This is a genomic window from Thermococcus sp. GR5 (assembly GCF_012027535.1).
Lineage (GTDB): Archaea > Methanobacteriota_B > Thermococci > Thermococcales > Thermococcaceae > Thermococcus > Thermococcus onnurineus.
This window is the reverse complement of the sequence record NZ_SNUN01000008.1, coordinates 106,063-117,866: the sequence shown is the minus strand read 5'-3', so window position 1 is coordinate 117,866 and position 11,804 is coordinate 106,063. Positions and strand designations below refer to the sequence as shown.

Here is an 11,804-nt window from a genome sequence, read left to right as displayed (position 1 = left end):
TGTGCTAGTTCTTGGAGTAATCCTCTTATTGGGTGTCTGGATGTCCCTTATCCTTGCGACAGAAAACACAGTTCTCTCGGATTATTATGGAGAGCACATCTCAGGACCTTCACTGTTTCTCGATGGCAACGTTACAAACGCTCCAGAGGATCCAGGAATCGTGTACATAATCGTTATGGCGGATGAGCCACTGAAAACTGAACTCGAGAAGGCGCTCTCAGAGAAGGTGAAGGCGTACAACCTCACCCCCGTTCTTTGGAGAAACGATCCCGTTGAAGTGAACCTCAAAGGGAGGGTAATAATCGCCTACGCTCTCGTTACAGGAAAACCGGGGGCATTCTTTATAAGGGAGCCTACGCTTACGTTGTGCTCTATTACTCCTACGCTGGAGATATTGAGAGCTTTCAGGGGGCTCTCAAAAGGGTAGAAGGAACAAATCTATTGGACACTGAAAGTATTGCAGAGGTTATCTCAATGACAGCACAGCAGAACTCAGTGATTAATAGACTTCCAGGCGTTATGGGGGTTGCGTACTGGGAAAACCTCTGGTCAAAGGTTGGCATTGCCGAAGATGGCAATCCCTGGAGGATGATATCGGAAGAAATCGCCTTCGAACTTAATTTCCTGAGGAGTGTATAGGGGGCTGAAGATGAAAAAGTCATGGAAAATCGTGGCGGTTTCTCTGGTTCTTCTCTCTCTGCTTTTCTACTTCGGGAACTTCACCCTAGCTAAGTCAGAGACACATTCTGGCACTCAAGTTGGTGCCACTAGAAGCGCCAACGCCACCTTCAACGAAGGTTTCTGCGTCTATTCAGACTCCGCTTTTGGAAAGTTCGTAGTCAAAGAGCTGAAGGCCAGAGGCTACAGGATCCTGCCACTGAGTACCCCAGTTGAATGCGATGGTCAGTTCCTAGCCGTCTGGGTGGAGGGCGTGAACATAAGCTACACTCTGGTGAAGGCCAGAGGTTCAGTCAAAGCTGTCGCAGTCTACTCAAGCCTTGGAAGGCCAAAGCACTACCTCGAGTATCTGAACGCCACAGACAAGAGAAAAGCCCTGATAACCTTTGTCTCGGACATCCCGGGAGAAGTCCAGGCGTATACGATCGTCACGATTACCGATGATTCAAAGGGTATCCTGGGCCTGAGGGGTTACGAGGACTATCTTCTCAGACAGACGGCTAAAGCGTTGGTGGATGCGGTTGAGAACCTGCGGGGGACAGGGGAATGAACAGTACTGGCAGACTAATTTTTATTACCTTCGCTGTTGTTTTTCTTCTCGTAGGCTATCTCTCAACTAGCACGTCCGTGAGCTGGGAATCAAAGGGAGAGTTCAACCACCTCTCGAACGTTAGTACGTCCAGCAGGGTGACGATTGACATGCCCCTCGAGCTGGAACTGGTCTACGACATCTATCCCGAGCTTGGCCATGAAAGGTTTGAGAACTCCCTCAAAAGCGCCCTCGGGGACGTTTTCGCGTCCCGCAATCTCTGGGCAGACTTCAGCCATGTCAGGCCCATTATAGTGTTCCCAGGGAAATATCCGCCCGACAAAATAAACAACCCGGTCGTGATAATATCCATCCCCTTCCACGGCCACGAGAACAATGTTTACTACGAGAGCTGCTACGCCAGTGTCCTCATCTACATGAACTCAAACGGCGACATGGGCAGCTATCTCTCCGTCGAGGAAAGGTACTCGGGGGATTCAACCAAAACTGACGACTTGAGGTTCTTTGCGAAGGACCTCTTCAACGTGGCCATGGACAGAGGAAACTCCTTGGGCGGGAACTACTCCCTGGCAGTTGTCTACTGGAACGTGCTGGAGGTCAGAACCGGAAAGCTCAGCGGCAATGACTGCTGGGACGTTCTGGCGGAGGAGGTGGCTAGAGAGGTAGAAAAGTGGGCGATGACTTTGAAGCCCTCAGATGAACCTTGAGTTTCTGACCCTCAGCTCTCCTTTTTCGTAAAGCTCAAGCAGAATTTCAGCTATTCTCTGTCCGGATTTTCCGTCGCCGAAGGGATTTGGAGCACTCGCCATCTTCTTGTAGAACTCCTCATCGCTCAGAAGTCTCTCGACGTAGCCCAGGGCTCTCTCCTTTTCGAGACCAACGAGGACGTTGCCGCCGGCTTTCACTGTCTCTGGCCTCTCAGTGTTGTAGCGGAGGGTCAGGCACGGTACGTTGAGGATTATGCTCTCCTCCTGAACACCTCCCGAGTCAGTCATGACTATTTTCGCGTTCCTCTGGAGCTTTAGGAAGTCGAGATATCCAAGCGGCTTCGTGACGATAAGGTTCTCTATCGCCTCAACACGTTCCCAGAGGCCAAAACTCTCGAGCTTCTTCCTCGTTCTAGGATGCATGGGATAGACAGCCTTAACCGGCAGCGCCTCAAGGATTTCCAAGAGCCTTCTGAGATTCTCTTTGCTGTCCGTGTTCTCAGCTCTGTGGGCGGTGAGAAGTATGTACTCCTTGGGTTTGAGGCCGAACCTTTCGAGGGCGTCGCTTTTCCTCTCGGCTATCTCTGCATTCTGGAGGACTGCGTCAACAACGGTGTTGCCCACGACGTAAACGTTCTCAGTTATGCCCTCGCGTTCGAGGTTTTTTCTTGCCTCTTCCGTCGGGGCAAAGAGAACCTCACTTGCGTGATCCGCTAAAATCCTGTTTATCTCCTCCGGCATCGTTCTGTCGAAGCTCCTTAAGCCAGCTTCAACATGGGCAACTGGGATTCTCAGCTTGACGCTTGCCAGTGCGCCGGCAAGGACGGTGTTCGTATCGCCCTGAACGAGCGTGACGTCGGGCTTTTCTTCCATCAGGACCTTTTCAATCTTAATCATTGCCGTTCCCGTCTGTTCGGCCTGTGTTCCAGAACCAACTTCAAGGTGGTAGTCTATCCTCCTGAGTTCTAGCTCCTCGAGGAATACACTGCTCATCTCGTAGTCATAGTGCTGGCCGGTATGGATTAAAAGGGGCTCAACACCCCTCTCCTCGAATGCTCTGATAACAGGAGCAAGCTTTATTATCTCCGGCCTCGTTCCGAATACGAAGGCCGGTTTCAATACTCTCCCCTCCCAAGGCCTTTGAAGATGAACCCCTTGGGCGGATCTTCTACGATGTGCCTGCCGTCGATGAGGATTCTGTTTCTCATCAGCTTTCCGAGCTCTTCCCAGTTGAGGGATTTGAAGGTCGTATGGTCGGTTGCTATGACTATTGCATCTGCGCCTTTAACAGCATCTTCTATGCTCTCATGAGTCCCTTTTACGAAGGGATCGTAAGTTCTAACCTCTTTAACATCCTCATTTATGGCGTCCATAAAGGCAAAGGCCGGTGAATTCCTGGTGTCATCACTGTTTCCCTTGTAGGCCAGACCAAGGATAACTACAATTGCCTCTTCGGGCTGCAGGTTTATCGTCCTGAGAGCCTCAAAGAGCAGGTCCTTCGTGAAGAGCGGCATGCTGTCGTTTATCTCTCTTGCCAGCTTTATCAAGCCGAAGTCTTCCTTCGCAGGCCAGACGAGAAGGTGAGGATCTTTCGGCAGGCAGTGTCCGCCGACGCCTATTCCTGGAACATGGATTTTAACCCTCGGGTGGGTGTTGGCCAGCTTTATCGCCTCAAAAACGTTTATTCCATACTGATGGGCCAAGAAAGCGAATTCGTTGGCCAAAGCGATGTTTACGTCGCGGAAGGTGTTCTCCATGAGCTTGACTACCTCGCTGACGGTGGAGTTGGTCTTGAAGGTTTGTCCCTTAACAAAGGAACGGTAAAGCTTCTCGGCGAGTTCGGCGCTCTCGGGAGTTATTCCGCCAAAGATTCTTGAATTGTAAATGAGCTCTTTAAATATCCTCCCCGGCATGACCCTCTCTGGGGCGTGAACCATGTAGAAGTCCTCCCCGGGTTTGAGTCCAGTGATCGCTTCAATCAACTCCGCCATCTTCACTGTGGTAAGCGGCGGGACCGTGCTCTCTATGATAATGAGCGAGCCTTTTTTCATAGCCTTTGCAACGGTCTCCACTGCACTCTCGAGATAGCTTAGATTGGGCGTTTTATCTTCCTTCAGGGGAGTCTGGACGCAGATTATGTAAACGTCCTTTTCTCTTATCTCTTCTGGATTTGAGGTCGCTTTCAGGTTGCCGCTTTCAATGGCTTTTCTAAGGAGTTCATCTATCTCCGGCTCGATTATGTGTGCTTTTCCGGAGTTTATCTTCTCAACGACCTTCTCCCGTATCTCGTAGCCTATAACCCTAAAACCCGCGTTGGCAAACATTATGGCCGTTGGGAGGCCGATATATCCGAGGCCTATGACTGCTATCTCCGCTGTTCTTTCCTCTATCATCTTTTCTAGCATGCCTCTCACCTATCCTCAGTGGGAGACGTCTCTCAATAAAAGCCTTTTCCAAAAAACGATTTCTGGACTGATTTCTGCGATGTGAGTGACTCTGGGAGAATTTTTGCCCTCCTGTGGGCTCTTACCTGTTTTTTGTTTTTTCATCACGTCAATTTCATCGAAAGAAAGCGTTTTAAACGTTCTTTTGGCCTAAACTCCTACTGAAAAACTTTGAAAAGAAGGCTTCACAACCGTTTTTTGGGAAAGTCTTATATTGAACAGGGTTGTCCAGTAGATAGGTGAGTGGAATGAAGGTATGGATAGACATCACGAACGCTCCTCACGCTCACTTCTTCAAGGGTATAATCAGGGAGCTGGAGAAATCCGGTCACGAGGTTCTCATTACCACCCGTGAGTTCGATGGATTAACCGGCATTCTGGACATGTTGGGATTCGATTACTACGTCGTCGGCAAGCATGGCGGCGCAACCCTGGAGGGCAAGCTCCTTGCAAGCACTGAAAGGATGTACAAGCTTTCCAAGCTTATCATTGAAGAGAAGCCGGATCTGGCACTCTACAAGCACTCTGCCGAGGCACCGAGAGTTGCTTTTGGGCTCAAGATTCCCTCCATCGGCTTCGTCGATAACGAGACGGCAGTTGCACAGAACAAGCTCATCCTTCCATATACCAGTCTATTGCTTTACCCAATTGCAATAGACGCCTACGAGCTGCTCAAATGCGGGGCCGATCCAAACGGCATGCGCCCGGTTAAGGGGTTCTCAGAGCTTGCCCATCTTTACGGATTCGTTCCCGACAGAAAAGTTCTCAAAGAGCTTGGTGTGAAAAAGAACGGCTACATAGTGATGCGTACCGAGCCCATAAAAGCTAACTATTTCAACGGCTCCGAGAAGAGTGTCCTTGAGGACATTATTCCAGTGCTGCCAGACGTTCCTATAGTTCTCTTTCCGAGAATAGAGGAGCAGAAAAGAAGGTTTGAGAGATTTTCCAACGTCATAATTCCGGAGAAATCTGTGGACAGCCTCAGCCTGCTATACTACGCCAGGTTGATGATAGGTGCCGGTGGAACGATGAACAGGGAGGCCATAGCTCTTGGCACGCCAACTATCTCAACGTATCCCGGCAGGCTCCTTGCGGTTACAAAATGGCTGGTCGAGAAAGGGGTTAAGTTTCACTCCACAGATCCGGTAAAGGTCGCGATGATGGCCGAGCGCATGATGGAGCTGAACGGAAGCTACAGGACATACATAAGAACAGTCATCAGTGGCTTTGAGAATCCGATGGATGTCATTCTCAAGGAGATAGAAACCTACGAGGAGTTTGGAACATTCAGGACAATGAAAGTGGAAGAATCAGCCAATTCCGGCGATGCTCGGAGTTATGTAGGCCTCAATGAACGCCGCAACAAGGAGAAGTAGTATTGAGAGAGCAAGAAGCCTCAGAGCCTTTACTGCCCCTCTTCTGAATCTTTCCCCGGCTTCTTCATCCCCATGGACTATTTCTCTGTACCATATTATACCCGCAACTCCTGCCACAGCCAGGGCTGGAATCTCGATGACCCCATGAGGGATTATCCCAAGGACTATCTGCTCCGTCGAGAGCTCCCCTGTAAGCTGGATAGCTCTTACAACCAAGCCGACAATGAAGCCGTTAAAGGCCATTATGAACCAGGGGCCGAGGCCAAAAAGCAGGCCCGAGAGCATCATGAAAAGAGCAACCATGGAGTTATTGGTGAATATTAGAACAAAGTTCTTGAAGCTGGAATCTGAAATTGGCCCGATTTCTTCGGCTATTTTTTTGACGGCATCTATAGCTACGTCGGGATTGCCAAGGGCGAAGGCGTAGCCCAAAAAGGACGCCGCGATGAACACTAGGAGTAGAAGAAGGAAAGTTCTTGCGGGAGAGCCCTTTTTTGATCCGGGCACCTCGCTCACCCTCACTTCTTAAGGGCATTCTTAAGGGCTATCTTGAAGTCCTCGACGTTCACGTAGGGCATCTCTATGTCCATCCTGACGGCAAAGAACTCGTCGATGATCTGCTCGAGCTCCTCCAGCCTGTGGCCCTCAAGCTCTCTTTCAAGGTCGTGGATAGCCTCCTCTGGGTGCATGAAGAAGTCCCCAGTTATCTTGACGTTCTCGGCTATCCCCTTCTCTTCGTCGAACTCTATTCTTATCAGGCCCTTCTTGGCCTTGTGCTCACCGACGTGGTGCTTCATACCCATCCCCAAAGTAAATCCCGCGGAGAACTTTTTAAAGGTTGGGTATAAGTGGTTGCGGTGGTGGGAATGGGATACACTGAGGTTAAAGAGAAGGTCAGGCTCATCTTAACGGAAGAACTTAAGAAGATGCTCCAGGAGAGCGGCAGGGAGTGGGAAGGTGAGGTAACCTTTGATGAGACTCCAAACATCGAGTTCGGCGACTTTGCCACGACGGTTTCCTTCCAGCTTGCGAGGGTCTTCAGGAAGGCGCCCAAACTAATAGCGGACGAGATAGTTGAGCGCATTAAAGACAAGCTTCCTGGGGAAGTAAGCGACGTCAAGGCTGTAAACGGCTACATAAACTTCTACCTAAATTACGAGGCTTTTGGAAAGGACCTAGTCAGTGAGATTCTCAAAAGGGGCGAGCACTACGGTGAGAGCGAGTTTGGGAAGGGCAGGAAGGTCATTGTAGAGCACACTTCCGTCAATCCGACCAAGCCTCTTCACATGGGTCACGCGAGGAACGCTGTTCTCGGAGATACGATGGCAAGGATTATGCGCGCCCTGGGCTACAACGTTGAGGTTCAGAACTACATTGACGACCTTGGCGTTCAGTTCGCCCAGGTTCTCTGGGGATACCTCAACCTGAAAGAAGAGTTTGAACGGCTCGAGGCAGAGCTTAGGGAGAAGGGAGTCAAGGAAGACGTTATAGACCACGTTATGGGCCTTCTTTACGTCGAGGTTAACAAGCGCATAGAGGGGAATCCTGAGGTGGATAAAGAAGTCCGCGAGCTTATGAAGAAGCTTGAGGAGGGTGACAACGAGATAGCCGAAATCGGAAGGAAGCTTGCCGAGAGAGTCGTTAAGGCTCAGATGATGACGACCTATAGGATGAATATCACCTACGACCTCCTCAGCTGGGAGAGCGACATAATGAGGAGCGGCATTTTTGAGGAGGCCTACGGCCTTATCGAGAGCAATCCCAACTTCTTCTGGGCTGAGGAAGGTAAATACAAAGGAGCCTTCGTGATGGACCTCAGAAAGCTCTTCCCTGACATGAAAAACCCCTTCCTCGTCCTTAAGAGGAGCGATGGGACGGCAACTTACACCGGCAAGGACATAGCCTATCACCTCTGGAAGTTTGGCAAGGTTAGCTCAGACATGCTTTACAAACCGTGGGACAGGCTGGAAGACCACGAGACCTGGACGACGGCCCCCGACGGCGAGGAGATGTCCGGAAAGTTTGGTAAAGCGGATATAGTCATTAACGTCATCGGCGCCGAGCAGAAGCACCCGCAGATGGCCATAAAGTACGCCCTTCAGCTCCTTGGCTTTGAGGACTCGGCTCAGAACTTCCACCACCTCGCTTACGAGCACGTTGTGAGGCCAGAGGGCAAGTTCAGCGGAAGGAAAGGGACCTGGGTTGGCTTCACCGTTGATGAGGTTCTCAACGAGGCGGTTAGGAGGGCAAAGGAGCTCGTCGAGGAGAAGAATCCCAACTTAAGCGAGGAGGAGAAAGAAAAAATAGCGGAAGCCGTCGGCGTCGGTGCTGTTCGCTTTAACCTTGTCAAGTACAGCCCGGACAAGATAATCACCTTCCGCTGGGAGGACGTGCTCAACTTCGAGGGAGAGAGCGCCCCCTACGTACAGTACGCTCACGCACGTTGCGCCTCAATCCTTAGGAAGGCCGAGGAAAGCGGCGTTAGTGTTGAGTGGGAGGAGCTCCTCAAGAGGTCTGACTTCTCAAAGCTCACCAACAGGGAAAAGGAGCTGATAAAGCTCCTTGCAAGGTTCCCGGAGATAATTGAGGGAGCAGGAAAGGACATCAAGCCGCATTTGATTCCATGGTACGCGAACGAGGTGGCGAGCCTCTTCAACAAGTTCTACATGGACCACCCTGTCCTCAAAGCGGAGGATGGAGTGAGGGAGGAGCGCTTGCTCCTTGTGCTGGCCACGAAGCAGGTGCTGAGGAACGCTCTGGCTCTGCTCGGCATAGAGGCACCGGAGAAGATGTGAGAAAAGCTAAAATACTTTCCTTTTCTAACTTTTCCGGTGATGTTATGCGCGGTGTTATAGTTCCCCTTGTAACACCTTTTAACGAAGACTACTCTATTGATGTTCCTGCCCTTGAGGAACACATAGACTTTCTCCAGAAGGCCGGCGTTCATGGAATATTTATCAACGCGACCACTGGCGAGTTCACGAGCTTGAGCGTCGAGGAGAGAAAGTTCCTGGCCGAGAAGGGGCGTGAGCTTGTCAATGCTGCATTCTACCTCGTGGGAACGGCTTCCACAAACACATTTGAAGTCATAGAACTGACAAAGCATGCCCATGACATTGGCACCGATTACGTTGTGATAGCTCCACCCTACTACTGCCCACTGAACGAGACGGCCCTCTTTAGGCACTACTCGATGGTCGCCGAAAGAACCGATATCCCGATAATCCTCTACAATATTCCGAGCTGCGCAAACCCTCTGAGCGTTCAGCTTATTAAGCGGCTCGCCCTTGAGTACTCGAACATAGCTGGCGTCAAGGAGACGATAGACAGTGTGAACCACGTGAGGGACGTGATCATCGAAGTCAAAGGTGAGCGGGAGGATTTCATGGTGTTCACAGGCCTCGATCAGCACTTCCTTAATACCCTAATCCTTGGCGGTGATGGGGGGATAATGGCGTGCGCAAACTTCGCCCCAGAGGTTCACCTTGCACTCTATAAAGCCTTCCAGGAGAAGCGCTTTAAGGACGCGTTTATCTATGCCCAAAAGCTTGCAAGGCTCTCGAAGGTTTATGACTTGGCCTCATCTTTCGGTTCGGCGATAAAGCTTGCAATGAGCCTCAGAGGCTTCTCAATAAAGCCTGTCCTTAGACCCCCGTATATCATCGACGGAGATGAAGTAAAAGAAGAGATCAGAAAGCTCCTCCGGGAGGTGCTTTACTGAATCTTGTACCTCAAGAAGGCTCCAAGACCGCCAAAGGCCTTGTAGAACTGCTGACCCTCTTCGGTGTCGAGGGATATTATCTCAACCTCGGCACCGCTCTCTTCTGCCAGCTTTATGAGCTCCTCGGCGACGTCCCACTTCTCGAAGCTTATGTTCTGACTGCCGCACTTCGGGCAGTGGGTAAGCTTCTTCTTGTAAACATGGAACTCCTGCTCGCTCATTGTCTTGAGCTCCTCCCAGCCGCAGGCATTGCACTTCGCCTTAACCCTGACCTTGTCGTAGCCCTCGCTGATGAGGAGCGTGTCAACGGCACCGAGCTCTAGAGCCTTCCTGACTTCCCTCTCGCCGTAGGTTATCAGCCCAGTGTCCTTGACGAGGTGCCTGAAGAAGTCCTGGATGAGCTTCCTTTCCTTCACAGCTTCGTGCTCGCTGAGTATGTCGCTGGCCTTCTCAACGAGCTCTCTGAGGCCATATTCGCCGTGGTAGCTGATGTCAACGACTCCGATTACCTTCTTTCTGAGCTCATGGTGTAGGTAGTCGCCATCAACGAACTCTTCCTTGGTCGGCCCTGGGCCGCCTATGATGATTCCCTTGAGCTCACCCTTTTCAAGAAGCGGTAGGAAGGCCTTGGCGGCGTGCTCGGCGATTCTCTTCATGAACTCGTGGGTTTCCTGCTCACGAATCCTCTCGTAACGCCTCGCCGACTGACCACCTGCCCTCGTTTTTCCTGGGACGTTTGAGGTGAGATCGTCGATAACCTCAATCCTCTTACCCCTCAGAAGGCCTATCGTGGCTTCGTTCTTCTCGACGGTTATTAGACCGTAGGCGTCCTTAACACGGAGCATTTCCTCAAGAGGCTCCGTTACAAAGGTCTGGTCGCAGCGGTAAAGGCGAACCTTAAGGGGTTCCGGTGGAACTATGGCCCAAAGTTTTATATCGCTCACTCCCTCCTGCTCACTCACATTTCCAACGAAAAGGGCCAAACCGTTCTCGGGGGTTTTTCGATAGAGCTTGAGGTGCTGCATGGCTCTCTCAAGGGCACCAAGAACGTTCTTTCGGGTGGATTTTGATTTAATATTCTGGGCAGTTCCATACTCCTCCCTAAGCTGTTGCATGACCTTGTTTATGTCGTAGCCCGCTGGGATGTAGAGGCTTACAAGCTCGGTCGCTCGGCCTCGATAGCTCTTCAGCTCCTCCACTTTTTTCTTGAGCTCATACATTTCGGCTGATTTGTGAGACATGAGCATCACCCTCCAAAACTTCTCTCGCCCCAAGAAGGGCACGAAAAGGGAATTTATAAAGATTTAGATAGAGGCTAAAATCGAAATCTAGAGGGAGCTATAACCACGAGAGTATCACCAGCAAAATAACTCCCACGATGCCGCCTATGGCCACGATAAGGATGTTCAGGAAGGTGTACTCAACGTGTGCTATTCCGACGGTGTTGAGTATCCAGAGGAGTATTAGGCCGATAATTGCGTTGGTAACTAGGTACTTCAGAATGGCCACTGTCAGCTTAATAACTAGGTAAAGAGCAACCACCAGCAGGACTAAAAACAGCAGCGTTTCAATCATGAGACCACCTCAAGAGAGTTTTTCTAGGGTTTCCATCGCTATCTGGCCGAGTGGAACCCATTTCTTCCCTTCAAACGGGAGTATAACCTTGTCCTCAACATTTACGAGCTCTTCAACGTACTCCCTGGTCTCTTTAGCGTTGAGCTCACCGAGTAGTATCAGCGCAAAGCCCTTGGTGTTCTTGTCACCTTCTCTAATCTCCTCTATCAGGTCATTGATAATAGTGTCCTTAAGCTTCATTATTTTAGTCTGGAATCTACGGACAAGTTCGTAGGACAGAACCATTGCATTTTCCTTTACGTAGGGATTTCTATTCTTCGTGAGTTCCACCGCTTTTGGAAAGATTCTATCAATGTGGGATTCGAGAACTTCACCCCTCTGCTGGGCAATCATCCCAAGAATCAGGAGAGCATCTCCGCGAATTCCCGGCACACTATCGTCGAGGAGCTCAATGAGGCCATCGAGTGCCTTTTTGTCTTTCATGACCATTGTAATGATGTCACTAAACCGCTCTTCTTCTATGAGCTTTTTTATTTTATCTTTTTTTGAGCCGAATGAGAACAACCCCATGATGTCACCTCTAGAGTCGAATTATCTTTTTGGTGTATTAAGTTTTTTGTCTAGTATGTCTAGAATAGAGGACAAAGGAACCCTACAGTCAACAGGAAATTAATTAAGTGGTGGGCTATTTGGTATTTAGTGATATTGTCAGGATGCAAGTTTCCTCGAGAGACCGTAAAAAGATAGAATCAA

At 50.3% G+C, this 11,804-nt stretch carries 14 protein-coding genes; 7 read left to right on the top strand and 7 right to left on the bottom strand.

Going from position 1 to position 11,804, the window contains the following annotated elements; genetic code table 11:
* Position 1 precedes the first annotated feature (1 nt).
* The 4 genes from E3E33_RS08920 to E3E33_RS08905 are packed head-to-tail and all read left to right on the top strand — an operon-like array spanning position 2 to position 1,935.
* Complete coding sequence (locus tag E3E33_RS08920; protein WP_167710722.1) at positions 2-427, top strand: hypothetical protein; 426 nt, start codon at positions 2-4, stop codon at positions 425-427.
* The gene (locus tag E3E33_RS08915) at positions 367-639 is read left to right on the top strand and encodes a hypothetical protein (RefSeq protein WP_167710721.1); all 273 of its coding nucleotides are present in this window, start codon (positions 367-369) and stop codon (positions 637-639) included. Before E3E33_RS08920 ends, E3E33_RS08915 begins: the two co-directional genes overlap by 61 nt.
* Positions 640-649: 10 nt before the next feature.
* The gene (locus tag E3E33_RS08910; protein WP_167710720.1) at positions 650-1,228 is read left to right on the top strand and encodes a hypothetical protein; all 579 of its coding nucleotides are present in this window, start codon (positions 650-652) and stop codon (positions 1,226-1,228) included.
* On the top strand, positions 1,225-1,935 hold the full coding sequence (locus E3E33_RS08905; RefSeq protein ID WP_167710719.1) for a hypothetical protein: 711 nt from the start codon (positions 1,225-1,227) through the stop codon (positions 1,933-1,935). Before E3E33_RS08910 ends, E3E33_RS08905 begins: the two co-directional genes overlap by 4 nt.
* Here the strand turns inward: E3E33_RS08905 and wecB are convergent.
* Positions 1,921-3,054, bottom strand: coding sequence for a non-hydrolyzing UDP-N-acetylglucosamine 2-epimerase (gene wecB, locus E3E33_RS08900; protein ID WP_167710718.1), 1,134 nt, complete (start codon positions 3,052-3,054; stop codon positions 1,921-1,923). The genes E3E33_RS08905 and wecB overlap by 15 nt on opposite strands.
* Positions 3,051-4,340 (bottom strand): UDP-N-acetyl-D-mannosamine dehydrogenase, encoded by a 1,290-nt coding sequence (locus tag E3E33_RS08895; RefSeq protein WP_167710717.1) that lies wholly within the window; start codon positions 4,338-4,340, stop codon positions 3,051-3,053. The genes wecB and E3E33_RS08895 overlap by 4 nt, the downstream gene beginning before the upstream one ends.
* Positions 4,341-4,627: 287 nt before the next feature.
* Between E3E33_RS08895 and E3E33_RS08890 the strand changes: the two genes are divergently transcribed.
* Positions 4,628-5,755 carry a DUF354 domain-containing protein gene (locus tag E3E33_RS08890; RefSeq protein WP_167710816.1) on the top strand — a complete coding sequence of 376 codons (1,128 nt, stop codon included), beginning with the start codon at positions 4,628-4,630 and terminating at the stop codon, positions 5,753-5,755.
* Here the strand turns inward: E3E33_RS08890 and E3E33_RS08885 are convergent.
* Both E3E33_RS08885 and E3E33_RS08880 read right to left on the bottom strand, forming a co-directional pair.
* A complete protein-coding gene (locus E3E33_RS08885) occupies positions 5,690-6,262 on the bottom strand; it encodes a stage II sporulation protein M (protein ID WP_167710716.1) in 573 nt (190 codons plus the stop codon). The two genes, E3E33_RS08890 and E3E33_RS08885, sit on opposite strands and share 66 nt — an antisense overlap.
* Positions 6,263-6,273: 11 nt before the next feature.
* The gene (locus E3E33_RS08880) at positions 6,274-6,552 is read right to left on the bottom strand and encodes a lipoate protein ligase C-terminal domain-containing protein (protein WP_012571463.1); all 279 of its coding nucleotides are present in this window, start codon (positions 6,550-6,552) and stop codon (positions 6,274-6,276) included.
* 69 nt (positions 6,553-6,621) lie between these two features.
* Here E3E33_RS08880 and E3E33_RS08875 point away from each other — a divergent pair, with 69 nt between their 5' ends.
* Together E3E33_RS08875 and E3E33_RS08870 are read left to right on the top strand one after the other, a co-directional pair.
* Complete coding sequence (locus tag E3E33_RS08875; protein ID WP_167710815.1) at positions 6,622-8,550, top strand: arginine--tRNA ligase; 1,929 nt, start codon at positions 6,622-6,624, stop codon at positions 8,548-8,550.
* 44 nt (positions 8,551-8,594) lie between these two features.
* Positions 8,595-9,476 (top strand): dihydrodipicolinate synthase family protein, encoded by an 882-nt coding sequence (locus E3E33_RS08870; protein ID WP_167710715.1) that lies wholly within the window; start codon positions 8,595-8,597, stop codon positions 9,474-9,476.
* Here E3E33_RS08870 and prf1 read toward each other — a convergent pair.
* From prf1 to E3E33_RS08855, 3 genes are all read right to left on the bottom strand, one after another.
* Positions 9,470-10,717, bottom strand: coding sequence for a peptide chain release factor aRF-1 (gene prf1 / locus E3E33_RS08865; RefSeq protein ID WP_012571466.1), 1,248 nt, complete (start codon positions 10,715-10,717; stop codon positions 9,470-9,472). The genes E3E33_RS08870 and prf1 overlap by 7 nt on opposite strands.
* A 97-nt stretch (positions 10,718-10,814) precedes the next feature.
* Positions 10,815-11,051, bottom strand: coding sequence for a pro-sigmaK processing inhibitor BofA family protein (locus E3E33_RS08860; RefSeq protein WP_012571467.1), 237 nt, complete (start codon positions 11,049-11,051; stop codon positions 10,815-10,817).
* Between the two features lie 9 nt (positions 11,052-11,060).
* Positions 11,061-11,621, bottom strand: coding sequence for a HEAT repeat domain-containing protein (locus E3E33_RS08855; protein WP_167710714.1), 561 nt, complete (start codon positions 11,619-11,621; stop codon positions 11,061-11,063).
* Positions 11,622-11,804 lie beyond the last annotated feature (183 nt).